This window comes from Bradyrhizobium lupini, assembly GCF_040939785.1.
Lineage (GTDB): Bacteria > Pseudomonadota > Alphaproteobacteria > Rhizobiales > Xanthobacteraceae > Bradyrhizobium > Bradyrhizobium canariense_D.
This window is the reverse complement of the sequence record NZ_CP162553.1, coordinates 1,449,055-1,464,616: the sequence shown is the minus strand read 5'-3', so window position 1 is coordinate 1,464,616 and position 15,562 is coordinate 1,449,055. Positions and strand designations below refer to the sequence as shown.

14 protein-coding genes and 2 pseudogenes are annotated in these 15,562 nt (G+C 63.5%); 14 read left to right on the top strand and 2 right to left on the bottom strand.

Translation table 11 applies throughout. The features are described from left to right. The first annotated feature begins 33 nt into the window (after nucleotides 1-33). Nucleotides 34-3,267, top strand: a complete 3,234-nt coding sequence (locus tag AB3L03_RS07240; protein WP_368508384.1) for a bifunctional cytochrome P450/NADPH--P450 reductase — start codon at nucleotides 34-36, stop codon at nucleotides 3,265-3,267. 30 nt (nucleotides 3,268-3,297) lie between these two features. Continuing rightward, nucleotides 3,298-3,972, top strand: a complete 675-nt coding sequence (locus tag AB3L03_RS07235) for a spermidine synthase (protein ID WP_204510610.1) — start codon at nucleotides 3,298-3,300, stop codon at nucleotides 3,970-3,972. Nucleotides 3,973-4,001: 29 nt separating this feature from the next. Here the strand turns inward: AB3L03_RS07235 and AB3L03_RS07230 are convergent, their stop codons facing one another. Together AB3L03_RS07230 and AB3L03_RS07225 are read right to left on the bottom strand one after the other, a co-directional pair. After that, entirely contained in the window at nucleotides 4,002-4,466 is a 465-nt protein-coding gene (locus AB3L03_RS07230; protein ID WP_204510611.1) for a nuclear transport factor 2 family protein, read from the bottom strand. 149 nt (nucleotides 4,467-4,615) lie between these two features. Beyond that, a complete protein-coding gene (locus AB3L03_RS07225; RefSeq protein WP_204510612.1) occupies nucleotides 4,616-5,530 on the bottom strand; it encodes an alpha/beta fold hydrolase in 915 nt (304 codons plus the stop codon). 170 nt (nucleotides 5,531-5,700) lie between these two features. Between AB3L03_RS07225 and AB3L03_RS07220 the strand changes: the two genes are divergently transcribed. The 12 genes and pseudogenes from AB3L03_RS07220 (at nucleotide 5,701) to paaE (ending at nucleotide 15,509) form a co-directional block, all read left to right on the top strand. Beyond that, nucleotides 5,701-6,084 carry a hypothetical protein gene (locus tag AB3L03_RS07220; protein ID WP_018457027.1) on the top strand — a complete coding sequence of 128 codons (384 nt, stop codon included), beginning with the start codon at nucleotides 5,701-5,703 and terminating at the stop codon, nucleotides 6,082-6,084. After that, nucleotides 6,081-7,163 (top strand): alpha/beta hydrolase, encoded by a 1,083-nt coding sequence (locus AB3L03_RS07215; RefSeq protein WP_026233284.1) that lies wholly within the window; start codon nucleotides 6,081-6,083, stop codon nucleotides 7,161-7,163. Before AB3L03_RS07220 ends, AB3L03_RS07215 begins: the two co-directional genes overlap by 4 nt. Then, nucleotides 7,160-7,752: pseudogene (locus AB3L03_RS07210) on the top strand (N-acetyltransferase family protein). Before AB3L03_RS07215 ends, AB3L03_RS07210 begins: the two are co-directional and overlap by 4 nt. 202 nt (nucleotides 7,753-7,954) lie before the next feature. After that, complete coding sequence (locus AB3L03_RS07205; RefSeq protein ID WP_204510614.1) at nucleotides 7,955-8,410, top strand: phasin; 456 nt, start codon at nucleotides 7,955-7,957, stop codon at nucleotides 8,408-8,410. Between the two features lie 164 nt (nucleotides 8,411-8,574). Next, a complete protein-coding gene (locus AB3L03_RS07200) occupies nucleotides 8,575-9,861 on the top strand; it encodes a DUF445 domain-containing protein (protein WP_018457023.1) in 1,287 nt (428 codons plus the stop codon). 201 nt (nucleotides 9,862-10,062) lie between these two features. Continuing rightward, the gene (locus tag AB3L03_RS07195) at nucleotides 10,063-10,833 is read left to right on the top strand and encodes an esterase/lipase family protein (RefSeq protein ID WP_368508383.1); all 771 of its coding nucleotides are present in this window, start codon (nucleotides 10,063-10,065) and stop codon (nucleotides 10,831-10,833) included. A 92-nt stretch (nucleotides 10,834-10,925) separates the two neighbouring features. Further along, nucleotides 10,926-11,793, top strand: a pseudogene (paaX, locus tag AB3L03_RS07190) (phenylacetic acid degradation operon negative regulatory protein PaaX). A gap of 73 nt (nucleotides 11,794-11,866) precedes the next feature. After that, a complete protein-coding gene (gene paaA / locus AB3L03_RS07185; RefSeq protein WP_368508382.1) occupies nucleotides 11,867-12,859 on the top strand; it encodes a 1,2-phenylacetyl-CoA epoxidase subunit PaaA in 993 nt (330 codons plus the stop codon). A gap of 10 nt (nucleotides 12,860-12,869) precedes the next feature. Then, nucleotides 12,870-13,157: a 1,2-phenylacetyl-CoA epoxidase subunit PaaB gene (paaB, locus tag AB3L03_RS07180; protein WP_008136594.1), complete on the top strand. Its 288-nt coding sequence runs from the start codon at nucleotides 12,870-12,872 to the stop codon at nucleotides 13,155-13,157. Further along, the gene (gene paaC / locus AB3L03_RS07175) at nucleotides 13,157-13,927 is read left to right on the top strand and encodes a 1,2-phenylacetyl-CoA epoxidase subunit PaaC (protein ID WP_085352161.1); all 771 of its coding nucleotides are present in this window, start codon (nucleotides 13,157-13,159) and stop codon (nucleotides 13,925-13,927) included. The genes paaB and paaC overlap by 1 nt, the downstream gene beginning before the upstream one ends. Then, complete coding sequence (gene paaD / locus AB3L03_RS07170) at nucleotides 13,921-14,424, top strand: 1,2-phenylacetyl-CoA epoxidase subunit PaaD (RefSeq protein WP_018457018.1); 504 nt, start codon at nucleotides 13,921-13,923, stop codon at nucleotides 14,422-14,424. Before paaC ends, paaD begins: the two co-directional genes overlap by 7 nt. Nucleotides 14,425-14,426: 2 nt before the next feature. Then, a complete protein-coding gene (gene paaE / locus AB3L03_RS07165) occupies nucleotides 14,427-15,509 on the top strand; it encodes a 1,2-phenylacetyl-CoA epoxidase subunit PaaE (protein WP_085352162.1) in 1,083 nt (360 codons plus the stop codon). The last annotated feature ends 53 nt before the right edge of the window (nucleotides 15,510-15,562 follow it).

The window sequence follows — 15,562 nt, the reverse complement described above, 5'->3', positions numbered from 1 at the left end:
GCGTTGAATACCGAGGCAGGGGAAGCACTTTTAATGTCATCGAAGAACCGTCTGGACCCGATCCCGCAGCCGCCGACCAAGCCGGTGGTCGGCAACATGCTGTCGCTGGATTCGGCCGCACCGGTGCAGCATCTGACCCGGCTTGCCAAGGAGCTGGGGCCGATCTTCTGGCTCGACATGATGGGCTCGCCGATCGTGGTCGTCTCCGGCCACGATCTCGTCGACGAGCTCTCCGACGAGAAGCGTTTCGACAAGACGGTGCGCGGTGCCCTGCGGCGGGTGCGCGCGGTCGGCGGCGACGGCTTGTTCACGGCCGATACCAGGGAGCCGAACTGGAGCAAGGCGCACAACATCCTGCTCCAGCCTTTCGGCAACCGCGCCATGCAGTCCTATCACCCGAGCATGGTCGACATCGCGGAGCAGCTCGTGGGCAAATGGGAACGGCTCAACGCCGACGACGAGATCGACGTCGTCCACGACATGACGGCGCTGACGCTGGATACGATCGGCCTGTGCGGCTTCGACTACCGCTTCAATTCGTTCTACCGGCGCGATTACCACCCCTTCGTCGAGTCGCTGGTGCGCTCGCTCGAAACCATCATGATGACGCGCGGCCTGCCGTTCGAGCAGCTCTGGATGCAGAAGCGCCGCAAGACCATGGCTGAAGATGTCGACTTCATGAACAGGATGGTCGACGAGATCATTGCGGAGCGCCGCAAGGGAGGCGAGGCGACCGACGACAAGAAGGATATGCTTGCGGCGATGATGACGGGCGTCGATCGCTCGACCGGCGAGCAGCTCGACGACGTCAACATCCGCTACCAGATCAACACGTTCCTGATCGCAGGCCACGAGACCACCAGCGGCCTGTTGTCCTGCGCGCTCTATGCGTTGCTCAAGCACCCCGACATTCTCAAAAAAGCCTATGACGAGGTCGACCGCGTCCTCGGTCCCAATGTCGACGTGCGTCCGACCTATCAACAGGTCACGCAGCTCACTTACATCACGCAGATCCTCAAGGAGGCGCTGCGGCTATGGCCGCCGGCGCCGGCCTATGGCATCTCCCCACTGAACGACGAGGCTATCGGCGGCGGCAAGTACAAGCTCAGGAAGGGCACGTTCACCACCATCCTGGTGACCGCGCTGCATCGCGATCCCTCTGTCTGGGGTCCCAACCCGGATGCGTTCGATCCGGAGAATTTCAGCCGGGAGGCGGAAGCCAAACGGCCGATCAATGCCTGGAAGCCGTTCGGCAACGGCCAGCGCGCCTGCATCGGCCGCGGCTTCGCCATGCACGAGGCCGCGCTCGCGCTCGGCATGATCCTCCAGCGCTTCAAGCTGGTCGACCACCAGCGCTACCAGATGCATCTGAAGGAAACGCTCACGATGAAGCCGGAAGGCTTCAAGATCAAGGTCCGTCCGCGCGCCGATCGCGAGCGCGGCGCCTATGGTGGACCTGTAGCGGTGTCGTCGGCGCCGAAGGCACCGCGCCAGCCCACCGCGCGCCCCGGCCACAACACGCCGATGCTCGTACTTTACGGCTCCAATCTCGGCACCGCCGAAGAGCTGGCGACGCGGATGGCCGACCTTGCCGAGATCAACGGCTTTGCCGTGCATTTGGGGCCGCTCGACGATTACGTCGGCAAGCTGCCGCGGGAGGGCGGCGTCCTGATCATCTGCGCCTCCTATAACGGCGCGCCGCCGGACAATGCGACACAATTTGTCAAATGGCTCGGCGACGAGCTGCCGAAGGATGCGTTTGCCGATGTGCGCTACGCCGTGTTCGGCTGCGGCAACAGCGACTGGGCCGCGACCTATCAATCGGTACCGCGCTTCATCGATGAACAATTATCGGCGCATGGTGCGCGCGCGGTCTATCCGCGTGGCGAAGGCGATGCGCGCAGCGATCTCGACGGCCAGTTTCAGAAATGGTTCCCGGCGGCCGCCCAGGTCGCGACCAAGGAATTCGGCATCGACTGGAATTTCACCCGTACCGCGGAGGATGATCCGCTCTACGCGATCGAGCCGGTCGCGGTGACCGCCGTCAACACCATCGTCGCCCAGGGCGGCGCGGTGGCCATGAAGGTGCTGGTCAATGACGAGCTTCAGAACAAGGCCGGTTCCAATCCGTCGGAGCGCTCGACGCGCCACATCGAGGTGCAGCTGCCGTCCAACATCACGTACCGCGTCGGCGATCATCTGAGTGTGGTCCCGCGCAACGATCCGACGCTGGTGGATTCGGTTGCCCGTCGCTTCGGCTTCCTGCCGGCCGACCAGATCAGGCTTCAGGTCGCCGAAGGCCGCCGCGCGCAATTGCCGGTCGGCGATGCCGTGTCAGTGGGCCGCCTGCTCAGCGAGTTCGTCGAGCTCCAGCAAGTGGCGACACGGAAGCAGATTCAGATCATTACCGAGCATACGCGTTGTCCGGTCACGAAACCAAAACTGCTGGCCTTCGTTGGCGAGGAGGCTGAAACACTCGAGCGTTATCGCACCGAGATTCTGGCGAGGCGAAAATCGGTGTTCGATCTGCTGCTCGAATATCCGGCCTGTGAATTGCCGTTCCACGTCTATCTGGAAATGCTCTCCCTGCTGGCGCCGCGCTATTACTCGATCTCGTCTTCGCCGTCGGTCGACCCGGTTCGTTGCAGCGTCACGGTCGGCGTGGTTGAAGGACCGGCCGCCTCCGGCCGCGGCACGTACAAGGGTATCTGCTCGAACTATCTCGCCAATCGACGCGCGGGCGACGTTATCCATGCAATCGTGCGTGAGACCAAGGCCGGCTTCCGGCTCCCGGACGATCCATCCGTGCCGATCGTCATGATCGGCCCGGGCACGGGACTGGCGCCGTTCCGCGGCTTCCTCCAGGAGCGCGCCGCGCGCAAGGTCAAGGGCGCCGCGCTCGGTCCGGCCATGCTGTTTTTCGGCTGCCGTCATCCCGATCAGGATTTTCTCTACGCGGACGAGCTGAAGGCGCTGGCGGCGAGCGGCATCACCGAGCTGTTCACGGCGTTCTCGCGCGCGGAGGGGCCAAAGACCTATGTGCAGCACGTCCTCGCTGCGCAGAAGGACAAGATCTGGCCGCTGATCGAGCAGGGCGCGATCGTCTATGTCTGTGGCGACGGCAGCAAGATGGAGCCCGACGTGAAGGCGGCGCTGGTCGCGATCCATCGCGAGAAGAGCGGCAGCGATGCCGCCACGGCTGCCCGCTGGATCGAGGAGATGGGTGCAAAGAACCGGTATGTTCTGGACGTATGGGCGGGTGGATAACCCGGCAGCCGGACGTGCTAAAGCTCTCGCATGATTCCCTGGGAAAAGATCGATACCGCCAAAATCCCCGGCTCCGATGAAGAGCTTCGCCTGATGCGGCGAGGCAAGGAGTTCTCAATCAAGCTCGGCACCAACGAGCTGATGAACAACCGCCTGTCGGGCTCGGAGGCCGCGCTCGCCACGCTCGCGGCGAAGCAGATCGAGACGGTCGCAAAACCTGTCGTCCTCATCGGGGGCCTGGGCATGGGTTTTACGCTGCGTGCGGCGCTGACCGTGCTCGGAAGCAAGGCGAAGATCGTTGTCTCCGAGCTCGTGCCGGCGGTGGTCGCCTGGGCGCGGGGTCCGATGGCGCAGGTGTTCGGTGACAGTCTCGATGACGTCAGGGTGAGCATCCGGGAAACCGACGTTGGCGAAATCATCCGGGCGCAGCGGTCGGCATTCGATGCCATCCTCCTCGACGTCGATAACGGGCCGGAAGGGCTGACCCGGAAGGGCAATGATGCGCTCTACAATGCGAGTGGGTTGAAGGCGGCGAAGACGGCGCTGCGGACGGGCGGCGTGCTCGCGGTCTGGTCCTCGGGGCCCAACCCGGCCTTCACCAAGCGGCTCGGGAGCGCCGGATTCGAAGTCAACGAAGTCAATATCCGCGCCACCGGAAGAGGCGGTGGCGCACGTCACGTGATCTGGCTGGCGAGGAAGAGCTAGGCCGCCTGCCCAGCAACCGGTTCGATCCGTCAGAACATCGTGTTGTTGTTCGCCGGATTTTCCGGGATCGGTTGCACGACGTCCCAGTGTTCGACAACCTTGCCGTTCTCCAGCTTGAAGATGTCGACGATCGCATTGCCCCTGCTGCCGGGCTCGCGAACCGCGTGAACGTGCAGGATGACGTAGTCGCCATCCACGAAGCTGCGCTTGATCTCGCTGTGCGAGTTCGGGAATTTCTCGCGCAGGAAGCCAATGAACTTTCGGAATCCGTCCGGACCATCGGCCGCGTTTGGATTGTGCTGGACGTAGCGGTCGCCGACATAGGCGAGGGCTGCATCGGCGTCCTTTTGGTTGAGCCCCTTCTCGTAGAACGCAAGGACAGTTTTGCGATTGGCTTCTTCTTGCGCGCCACCCGCCATCGCGGCGCCGCTGGCGAGGGACAGCGTGAGGACTGAAGCAGCGACGATTGCGGCCGACCGGACGATGAGATGCATGTGAACTCCGAGAGGCCGCGGCCTCTTTGTTGGCGATTGAGGTTCTCAGCGATTGAAGGAGGCCTGTATAGCTTTCGCACCGGCACGCGTTAAGAGAGTAACCGGCAGCTCACATGGTCACCGTGAGGAGACTGTCTGCGTCGGTCAATCTACGCCGCCTGCACCTCCGCGCCATGGGCGTGCTTGGCGATGGCGTCGATGATGTCCGGCCAGAACCGCATCGGCAGCGCGTGGCCCATGCCGTCGATCATCAGCAGCTTGGCCCCCGGAATTGACTCTGCCGTGTCCCTGCCGCCCTCGGGGCGGACCAGCGGATCGACGGTGCCGTGGATGACGAGTGTCGGCGTCTTGACGCCATGCAGCCGCTCCTTGCGGCTACCCGAGGCGAGCACCGCGCGGAGCTGCCGGCCGACACCGGCCGGATTGAGCCCGCGCGCGAACACGCGCTCGGCACGACCGGGATCGAGCGCCTCTTCCTCCGGGAAGGACCCGGCCCGCAACACGTTCCAGGTCTGGCCGTAGCGGACGATGAACTCCTCCTTGCTGCGCGGCGGCGGCGCCATCAGCATCGCGGCGGCCTCGCGTGTCGGGGGCGGCAGGCGCGGATTGCCGGTCGTCGACATGATCGAGGTGAGCGAGCGCACCCGCTCGGGAAACGACAACGTCACTTCCTGCGCAATCATGCCGCCCATGGACGCCCCGACCAGGTGCGCCGACTTGACGCCGAGCGCATCCATCAGCCCGACAGTGTCTTTTGCCATGTCGATCAGCTTGTAGGTTGCGGCCACAGGAATCCTGAGAAACCGGAGCTTCAACAGCTCGAGCGGCGTCAGACGCTTGCCGCCTGTGAGATGGCTCGACTTGCCGATGTCGCGATTGTCGAACCGGATGACGCGAAAGCCGTGCGCGGCGAGCTGCTCACAGAACGCATCGTCCCAGTGGATCATCTGGGCGCCTAACCCCATGATCAGAAGCAGCGGCTCGGCACTGTCGTTGCCGAAAGTCTCGTAACAGATGTCGATGCCGTTGGCGTGGACGGTTTGCGGCGGATGATAGGCGTTCACGGGTGCGTTCCCTCGGCTTTTGATTAATGCTGTATCGCACGGTTTCCCCTCGCAATGAAGCCGCGTCCGCGACACCGGACCCGCTGCTTGCCGGTTGACCGGCACCGCGCAACGGTGTGGTATGGCGAAAAAGGAAGGGCATCGAAGCTCTCGCTTTCAGGAGGACGCCGATGACCGACAAAAGCAACGACCCCATTGCCATGTGGCAGAAGATGGTTGGCGAGATGGAGAAGGGGTTCAACTCCTTCGCCAATCAGGCCATGTCGTCGCCCGAGTTTTCGCAAGCCGTGAACCGGGCCGGCGGCGTTGCTGCAGGTGCTCAGAAGCAGCTCGGCGACCTCATGGAGAAATATCTGGTCTCCATGAATCTGCCGAGCCGGGACCAGGTCACCGGCCTTGCGGAACGGCTACAGTCCATCGAAGGACAGATCGGTGAGATCAAGTCGATGCTGAGCCAGATGGCGGCAAGTTCCGGAATTTCTCAGGGCTCCGATACTGCATTGCGCCCGCCGCGCACCAAGCGCCCGCCGTCTGAAGGCGGAGAGAAGACATGAATGCACCCGCCGGATTAGACTTCGCAGGGATCCCGGAGCGCATCCAGTCCGAGGTGCAACGCGCCATCCAGAGAAGCATCAAGGGCGTCGAATATTTCTCGACGTCCGGCCCCACGCTCGGGTCGACGCCGAAGGACGTGCTGCATTCACGCGGCACGATGAGCCTCTACCACTATCGACCGATGTCCGACGAGATCTATCGAATTCCGATTTTGATCGTGATGGCGACCACCAATCGCGGTTACATTCTCGACCTCGTGCCCGGCCAGAGTTTCATCGAGTTCCTGTTGAAGCGCGGCTACGACGTCTACATGCTCGACTGGAGCGCGCCACGGCCGGAGGAGAAGAGCCTCCGCATGGAGGATTATGTCCTCGACTTCATCCCGGACTGCATCCGCCGCGTGCAGCAGGATTCCGGCGAACAGGACGTCTCCGTCATCGGCTATTGCTTCGGCGGCGTGCTGTCGCTGCTCTACGGCTCGATCCACAAGGATGGGCCGATGAAGAATTTGATCTGCTTCACCACGCCGATCGACTTTCGCGAGATGAAGCTGTTCTCGAACTTCTCCGACCGTCGCTATTTCGACGTCGATCGCCTCGTCGACAGCGTCGGCAACGTGCCGCCCGAGATGATCCTGTCGTCGTTCGAGATGCTGCGCCCGGCCTCCCGCACCGTCAGCCAGATCCAGCTCTGGGAAAACATCTGGAACGACGAGTTCGTCAAATCCTACCGGATGTTCGACCGCTGGGCGACCGACACGCTGCCGCTGGCCGGCGAATATTTCCGCACCATCACCAAGGACCTGATGTGGGACAACAAGCTGTTCAACGACACCATGTCGGTCGGCGGCCGTGCGGCGAAGCTCGAGGACATCAAGGTGCCGTTCCTGCATGCGGTCGCCGAGCATGACCACATCGTGCCGTATGAGGCGGCAAAGCACCTGATCGCCAAGATCGGATCGGAGGACAAGGAGGAGGTGATGCTGAAGGGCGGTCACGTCTCGCTGGTCGCCGGCGCCAATGCGGTGAAGCGGCTGTGGCCGAAACTGGATTCCTGGCTGGGGAAGAGATCGACATGAGTGAGCAGCGTTCCTATCCGCGCCATGTGAAGACGGACGCGGGCGATATCGAGATCCGCCTGATGTCCCCGGCGGACGAAGCCGCGGTGCTCGCCTTCGGCAAGGGCCTGCCGACCCACGACCTGTTGTTCCTGCCGCGCAACATCAGTGAGCCGAAGGTGCTCTCCGCCTGGGTCAAGGAGATCGCGCGCGGCGCGATCACGAGCCTGCTCGCGGTCAGGGACGGCACGGTCGTCGGCTGCGGCACGCTGGTGCGCGATCCGCACTCCTGGTCGCCTCATGTCGGCGAGATCCGAATGGTGGTTTCGCTCGACGTGCGCGGGAAGGGGTGGGAAGGACGCTGTCGCAGGAGACCTTCGCCCTAGCGCTCGGGGCCGGCCTCGAGAAGCTCTCGGTCCAAATGACGGTCGATCAGCAGGCGGCGATCACGCTGTTCGAGAGCCTTGGCTTCAAGGCCGAGGCACTGCTGCGCGACCATGTTCGCGACGTCGACGGCAAGACCCACGATATCGTGGTGCTCGGGCACAACATCGCGCAGGTCCAGGCCCAGATGGAGGCCTATGGGCTGCTTGGCGCCGTCCAGCATTGAGAACCGCTGGACGGTGTTCGGGAACCCGGATGGTCAGGGAGGCGCCAGATGCCTCTCAACATGGCTATTCACGGTTTCGTGATATCGCACTGCAATATGGATATTGCATCGCACAATTAACTATGGCATATAAGCCGTGCCCCGGGCCAAAACCGGACGGGGTGAGCCCATAGCTCAACCAATGAGGATGGAGAGACCCCCAATGACCACCGAAACCAACACCGCTTTCGAAGGCTTCAAGGACGCGTTCAAGAACATCCAGAACCTGGAAGTTCCCGAGGCCGCCCGCGAGTTCGTCAAGAAGTCCGCCAACACTGCCAAGGACCGTGCTGCCGAGGTGTTCGCTGGCTCTGAGCGCGTGACCGCCGCCGTCGAAAACGCGGTGACCGAGACCGTCACCGAAGCCGGCAAGATCAGCCGCAACATCCAGCAGGCGATCTACGAGGACGCCGAGGCATTCTTCGCAGGCATCGACAAGCTCGCGTCCGCCAAGTCGTTCAGCGAAGCTGTCGAGATCCAGTCCGGCCTGCTCCGCGCCCGCGGCGAAGCGTTCGTCTCGCGCGCCAAGGCGACCACCGACTATTTCGGCAAGCTCGCCGCTAACGGTGCGAAGTCCGCTCAGGACAATTTTGCCAAGGTCTACAACAAGACCGCCTGATACGGCCCCCTGAGTAAAAACTGAATTTGAGGCCCGCTTCGGCGGGCCTTTTGTTATTCCGCCGTAGCCGTCATTGCGAGCGAAGCGAAGCAATCCAGTCTGCCTCCTTGAAAGACTCTGGATTGCTTCGCTTCGTTCGCAATGACGGATAGGGTGATGCTGTGATGACTCCATCAGGCGCCTTCTCTTTCGACACTCCCGGCGACGCCGAACGCGCAGCCGAATTGCGCCGCGTGAAAGCGCTGGCGACGCTGGTGCTGGGCTCGACGCTTGTCCTGTTCGTCGTTGCGAAATGGCTGCTGCCCGTACATCCCGTGTTCGGATTCATCGCGGCCTTCGCCGAAGCCGCGACCATCGGCGGGCTCGCCGACTGGTATGCGGTGGTCGCGCTGTTCAAGCGTCCACTCGGCCTGCCGATCCCACACACCGCGATCATCCAGAGCAACCAGGCCCGTATCGCCGACAAGCTCGGCGAGTTCATCCAGGTGCATTTCCTCGAGGCCGCTCCCGTCGAGGCCAAGCTGAAGGAGATCGATTTCGGCTCCTTCGTCGCCGACTGGCTGCGCGATCGCAAGCGCAGCGATGACCTCGCGCGCTTTGCGCTGCGCCTGCTGCCGGAGGCTGTCTCCGCGACCGAGAGCTCCGGTCTGATGACCTTCATCATCCGCCGCATGTCCTCGCAGCTCCAGGCCGTCGATCTGGCGCCGCTCGCGGCCGGCACGTTGCGCGGCTTCGTCGCGGAAGGGCGGCACCAGATCCTGTTCGACGATCTTCTGCGCGTGATGCACGAGACGCTGAACCAGACCGAGACGATGGCGATCATCCGCGAGAAGGTGCGCGCGGAATTGCCGACCTTGCTCAGGCTCTATCGCGCCGACAAGTTTCTGGTGAACAAGATCGTGGCCTCCGCCACCGCGTTCTTCAATGAAGTGCGCAGCGATCCCAAACATCCTTTTCGCGGCGAGTTCGATCGCATGGTGCTGAGCTTCGTCGACCGGCTCGGCACCGACCAGGCCTATATCGACCGCATCGACGGCTTGAAGCGCGATCTGCTCGCGCGTCCCGAGCTTGCCGATCTCGCCCGCACCGTCTGGGCCAATACGCGGTCCTTCATCGAACGTAGTGCAAGCGGCGAGACGCAGGTGCTGCAGCATCATCTCGCGGGAATGTGTGTCGCGGCGGGCGAAGCGCTTGCGGGCGATGCCGAGCTGCGCGGCGAGATCAACAAGGGGCTGGTCGCGGTGCTGCGCAGTTTCGTCGCGGACCAGAAGAGCGGCGTCTCGACCTTCATCTCCGACCAGGTCAAGTCGTGGGACATGGCGCAGCTGATTTCGCTGATCGAAATCAACATTGGCCGCGACCTGCAATACATCCGCTTCAACGGCTCGCTGATCGGGGGGCTCGCGGGTCTTGCGCTTTACTCCGTAGAATTCCTGCTTCGATTGTTGTGACTTTTGCGTCACGGACGTCAGCATTAACGCGCGGGCCTATTGTGGCCCGGGGTGTCTCCCGCTTGAATGTCGGGAACCCGCTGCCTAGCTGATTCATGTTGCGTTGCGGAACGATCCAGAAGCCGGCGTGTTGGAATCCCATACCCATCTGCCGGCAAACAACCGGTGGCCTTTTCAGCAATTTTCCCAAGGGGACCATTGATGACCGCTACTGCCCAGACGCTGAGCCCGCCGTCTCGCACCCTGATGTTCCTGGAAGGGCGAGCGATCCACGAGTTCGGCGCCTTCCTCGGCGCGCTGCCGCTGCTCAGCCTCGCGCCGCGCGGCGATAGGCATCCGGTGCTGGTTCTGCCGGGCCTCGTGGCCTCCGACGGGTCCACGCGTGCACTGCGCACCTTTCTGTCCGGCAAGGGCTATGCGGTGAGCGGCTGGCGCCAAGGCCGCAACTATGGCCTGCGCGAGGGCGTGCAGCACGCGATGGTGGATCTGGTTCAGGAGCTCAGCGACAGGCACGGCCGCAAGATCAGCCTGGTCGGCTGGAGCCTCGGCGGTCTCTATGCGCGCCAGCTCGCCAAGATGATGCCCGACCGCGTACGCCAGGTGATCACGCTCGGCAGCCCCTTTGCCGGCGATCCGCATTCGACCAATGCCTGGCGAGTCTATGAATGGGCGAGCGGCCGGAAGTCCAACGAGGTCGACCCGCAGTTCGGCGGCGATCTCGCCGTTCCGCCGCCGGTGCCGACCACGGCGATCTTCAGCCGCACCGACGGCGTCTGCGCCTGGCAGGGCTGCATGGAGAAGACGGGCGCGCAGACCGAGAGCATCGAGATCGAGAGCAGCCATTGCGGCATGGGCCATCATCCCGCCGCTGTCTTCGCGGTGGCTGATCGCCTTGCGCAGAAGGAAGGCAGCTGGCGGCCCTTCGACCGCAGCGGCTGGCGCAGCGTGGTCTATCCCGATCCGCATCGGTAATTCTTTGCCTCTCTCCGTAAGAACGGGGCAAGGGAGAAGAGCGTCGCACCCGTCCATTGTCGTGCCCGCACCAAACGCGCTATGCCTCGCGCATGGCGCATCCGTTGTCCCGCATCATCGATCAGCTCAAGCGCGAGCCGTCGCGCACCGGCTCTATCGTCATCACGGTATTCGGTGATGCCATCGTGCCGCGTGGCGGTTCGGTATGGCTCGGCACGCTGCTGGAATTCTTCGAGACCCTGGACATCGACAGCGGCGTGGTGCGTACCGCGATGTCGCGGCTTGCTGCCGATGGCTGGCTGACGCGCGAAAAGGTCGGCCGCAATAGTTTTTACCGCTTGGCCGACAAGGGCCGCCAGATCTTCGAGGCCGCGACACGCCATATCTACGATCCGCCGCCATCCGACTGGACCGGGCGCTTCGAGCTGCTTCTGATCGGCAATGGCGAGGATCGCGATGCCTCGCGCGAGGCGCTCCGCAATGCCGGCTTCGGCAGCCCGCTGCCGGGCGTGTGGGTCGCCCCGTCAGGCGTGCCAGTGCCCGGCGAGGGCCGCGGGCGCCATCCGTCTGGAGGTCTCGGCCGAGGATGACAGTGGTCGCCGGCTGCTCAGTGCGAGCTGGCCACTGGATCGCACCGCGGACGCCTATCTCAAGTTCATGAAGACGTTCGAGCCGCTGCGCGCCGCGATCGCGCGCGGCAGCGACTTGTCCGAGGCCGACGCCTTCACGGCGCGCATCCTCCTGATCCACCATTATCGCCGAGTCGTGCTGCGCGATCCGCTGCTGCCCGAAAGCCTGCTTCCGGCGAACTGGCCAGGCAAGGCCGCCCGTGCGTTGTGCGGCGACATCTATCGCGCGCTGCTTGTCCCATCGGAACAATGGCTTGATGGTCGTGGGACCAATGAAAAGGGGCCATTGCCGCTGGCGCGGAAACTCCTGGAGAGGAGATTCGAGACTTGATTGTTATGTTACAGAAATATCTTGCGTGATCTGATTCTTGTTATATATTGCTCAATAAAATGGGAGGATGCGCATGTATACCCAGGCGCTGAACACGGCCGAGACCGATGATCGCGGCCTCGAGGATGCGGCCAAGGCTGCGCAGTTCCAGACGCGCATCGATGCCGAGGAGCGCATCGAGCCGAACGACTGGATGCCGGCGGCTTATCGCAAGACGCTGACCCGCCAGATCTCCCAGCACGCTCATTCCGAAATCGTCGGCATGCTGCCCGAAGGCAACTGGATCACCCGCGCGCCGTCCTTGCGCCGCAAGGCCGCGCTGCTCGCCAAGGTGCAGGACGAGTGCGGCCACGGGCTCTATCTCTATGCCGCGGCCGAGACGCTCGGCACTTCGCGCGAAGAGCTGGTCGACGCCATGCTCGCGGGCAAGGCCAAATATTCCTCGATCTTCAACTACCCGACCCTCACCTGGGCCGACATCGGCACCATCGGCTGGCTGGTCGACGGCGCCGCGATCATGAACCAGATTCCGCTGTGTCGCTGCTCCTATGGTCCTTACGCGCGCGCGATGATCCGCGTCTGCAAGGAGGAGTCGTTCCATCAGCGCCAGGGCTATGAGATCATGCTGACGCTGTGCCGTGGCTCCGAGGAGCAGAAGGAGATGGCGCAGGATGCCTTGAATAGGTGGTGGTGGCCGGTGCTAATGATGTTCGGCCCGCCCGATGCCACCAGCCAGCACAGCGACACCTCGACGAAATGGAAGATCAAGCGCTTCTCCAATGACGAGCTGCGGCAGAAGTTCGTCGACGCCACCGTGCCGCAGGCGCAATATCTCGGCCTCACCATTCCCGATCCCGGCATGATTCAGGACGCCGACGGGCACTGGCGCTACAGCGAGATCGACTGGACCGAGTTCAAGCAGGTGCTCGCCGGCAACGGTCCTTGCAACCGGGATCGCATCGCGGCACGCCGCAAGGCGCACGATGAGGGCGCCTGGGTGCGCGAGGCGGCAGCTAGCTATGCCGCAAAGCGCACGCAGCGTCGAACTGCACAAGCGGCAGAGTAGGGAGATCGCGATGGCCACGCCGAACACGCCGCTGTGGGAAGTCTTCATTCGCAGCCGCAACGGGCTCGCGCACAAGCATGTCGGCTCGCTGCATGCGAGCGACGCCACGATGGCCTTGCAAGCCGCCCGCGATATCTACACGCGTCGCGGTGAGGGCCTTTCGATCTGGGTGGTGCCGTCGACGGCGATCACCGCAAGCGATCCCGCCGAGAAGGGCATGATGTTCGAGCCGGCGGAATCAAAGATCTACCGCCACCCGACGTTTTACGAGGTGCCTGAGGAAGTAGGACACATGTGATGGCGAACATCGAGGTCTCCGAAACACCGCTGGTGCTCTACGCATTACGCCGCGCCGACGACGCGCTGATCCTCGGCCACCGCCTGTCGGAATGGTGCGGGCATGCGCCGATGATGGAAGAGGACATGGCGCTCTCCAACATCGCGCTCGACCTCATCGGCCAGGCCCGCGAGCTCTACACCTACGCAGCCAAAGCCGAAGGCAAGGACAACGACGAAGACAAGCTCGCCTACCTTCGCGATGTCAGGCAGTATCGCAATCTGCTGCTCCTCGAGCAGCCGAACGGCGACTTTGCCCAGACGCTGGTGCGGCAGTTCTTCTATTCCGCCTTCGCCGATCTCTACTGGCGCGCCATGATGACCTCGCGCGATACGACGCTCGCTGCGATTGCCGCGAAGTCGGAGAAGGAGAGTGCCTATCACTTGCGGCATTCCTCGGAGTGGATGATCCGGCTCGGCGACGGCACCGACGAGAGCCATGCCCGCGCGCAGGCTGCGATCGATCATCTCTGGGCGTTCACCGGCGAGATGTTTGCCGTCGACGACGGCGAGCACGCCTTGATCCATGCCGGTATCGCCGTAGACCCAGGCACCTTGCGGGGTCGTTGGCTGACGACACTTTCGGATGTGATCGGCGAAGCAACGCTCAAGCTGCCGCAGAACGACTGGATGCAGCAGGGCGGCCGCGTGGGCCGGCACAGCGAGCATCTCGGCCATCTCCTCTCAGAGCTGCAATCGATACAGCGTACCTTCCCGGGGCAGACATGGTGACGGTGCTGGAGCCCCATAGCGACCTGCGCCGACGGGCCTGGGATGCCGCGGCGAGCGTGGTCGATCCCGAAATCCCGGTTTTGACCATCGCCGATCTCGGCGTGCTCCGTGATGTCGTCCTCGACGGCGATCAGGTCGAGGTCGCGATCACCCCGACCTATTCGGGCTGTCCGGCCATGAACATGATCGCGCTGGAAATCGAGGTCGCGCTGGAGCGCGCCGGTTTCCGCAGTCCAAAGGTCCGCACCGTGCTGTCGCCGGCCTGGACCACCGACTGGATGAGCGAAGAGGGCCGCCGGAAGCTTCATGCCTACGGCATCGCACCGCCGCAGGCCTCGAATTCACGCCGCGCGCTGTTCGGCGAGCAAGCCGTTGTGTGCCCGCAATGCGGCTCGGCGAATACCGAGCTGCTGTCCGAATTCGGCTCCACCTCCTGCAAGGCACTCTGGCGCTGCAGGGCGTGCCGCGAACCCTTCGATTATTTCAAGTGTCATTGACCATGTCAGCAGTCGCACCACGCTTTCATCGCCTGGCCGTCAACGACCTCCGCCGCGAGGCGTCGGACGCCATATCGCTGACATTCGCCATCCCGACGGAGCTTGCGACCGACTACGCTTTCACGCCCGGCCAATACCTCACACTCCGCACCATGCTGGATGGCGAGGAAGTGCGCCGCTCCTATTCGATCTGCTCCGGCCCCGACGACGGCGAGATACGGATCGCCGTCAAGAAGGTTGATGGAGGCGCGTTTTCGAGCTGGGCAGCGGACGATTTGAAGTGTGGCGACGCGCTGGACGTGATGACGCCCACGGGACGCTTCGGCGTGATCCCGCCAGCCGGCGGCGGCCGCATCCATGTCGGCTTTGCCGCTGGGTCCGGCATCACGCCGATCCTGTCGATCGTCAAGGGCGTCCTCGCGCGCGAAGCCGACAGCCGCTTCTTCCTGTTCTATGGCAATCGCACGACCGATAACATCATGTTCCTCGAGGCGCTCGAAGAGCTCAAGGATCGCTTCATCGACCGCCTCTCGATCTTCCACGTCATCTCGGGCGAGGAACAGGACATTCCGATCCTGCACGGCCGGCTCGACGGCGACAAGGTGAGGGTGCTGCTGCGCTCGCTGGTACCGGCGGAAAGCGTCGATCACGTCTTCATCTGCGGTCCGTCCGGCATGAGCGAGGACATCGAGGCGACCTGTCGCGATCTCGGCATCGCGGAGGAGCGTATCCATGTCGAGCGGTTTGTCTCGGAGTTCGGTGGCAAGCCGCGGCCGAAGAAGATCGTTGCGCCGGACGCGCCGCCGAAAGCGATCGCGTCGCTGATCATCGACGGCAAGCGCCGCGACGTGCCGGTGGCAGAGGACGAGGCGATCCTCGATGCCGCGCTACGCGCCGGTGTCGATCTGCCCTTCGCCTGTAAGGGCGGCATGTGCTCGACCTGCCGTGCCAAACTGGTGGAGGGCGAGGCGCCGATGGACATCAACTACTCGCTGGAACCCTGGGAGCTGAAGGCCGGCTTTGTCCTGACCTGTCAGGCCAAGCCATCGTCGGAGCGGGTCGTGGTCGACTACGACCACGTTTGACAGTTTTAGCCAGGCAGCAGAACATCGTGTCCAAACAATCGGACGGGAGAAGC

Bases quoted from the DNA above. Each gene is read 5' to 3' on its own strand.
- AB3L03_RS07240 (WP_368508384.1), top strand. From the start codon at position 34: ATGTCATCGAAGAACCGTCTGGACCCGATCCCGCAGCCGCCGACCAAG.
- AB3L03_RS07235 (WP_204510610.1), top strand. From the start codon at position 3,298: ATGATTCCCTGGGAAAAGATCGATACCGCCAAAATCCCCGGCTCCGAT.
- AB3L03_RS07230 (WP_204510611.1), bottom strand. From the start codon at position 4,466: ATGCATCTCATCGTCCGGTCGGCCGCAATCGTCGCTGCTTCAGTCCTC.
- AB3L03_RS07220 (WP_018457027.1), top strand. From the start codon at position 5,701: ATGACCGACAAAAGCAACGACCCCATTGCCATGTGGCAGAAGATGGTT.
- AB3L03_RS07215 (WP_026233284.1), top strand. From the start codon at position 6,081: ATGAATGCACCCGCCGGATTAGACTTCGCAGGGATCCCGGAGCGCATC.
- AB3L03_RS07205 (WP_204510614.1), top strand. From the start codon at position 7,955: ATGACCACCGAAACCAACACCGCTTTCGAAGGCTTCAAGGACGCGTTC.
- AB3L03_RS07200 (WP_018457023.1), top strand. From the start codon at position 8,575: ATGACTCCATCAGGCGCCTTCTCTTTCGACACTCCCGGCGACGCCGAA.
- AB3L03_RS07195 (WP_368508383.1), top strand. From the start codon at position 10,063: ATGACCGCTACTGCCCAGACGCTGAGCCCGCCGTCTCGCACCCTGATG.
- paaA (WP_368508382.1), top strand. From the start codon at position 11,867: ATGTATACCCAGGCGCTGAACACGGCCGAGACCGATGATCGCGGCCTC.
- paaB (WP_008136594.1), top strand. From the start codon at position 12,870: ATGGCCACGCCGAACACGCCGCTGTGGGAAGTCTTCATTCGCAGCCGC.
- paaC (WP_085352161.1), top strand. From the start codon at position 13,157: ATGGCGAACATCGAGGTCTCCGAAACACCGCTGGTGCTCTACGCATTA.
- paaD (WP_018457018.1), top strand. From the start codon at position 13,921: ATGGTGACGGTGCTGGAGCCCCATAGCGACCTGCGCCGACGGGCCTGG.
- paaE (WP_085352162.1), top strand. From the start codon at position 14,427: ATGTCAGCAGTCGCACCACGCTTTCATCGCCTGGCCGTCAACGACCTC.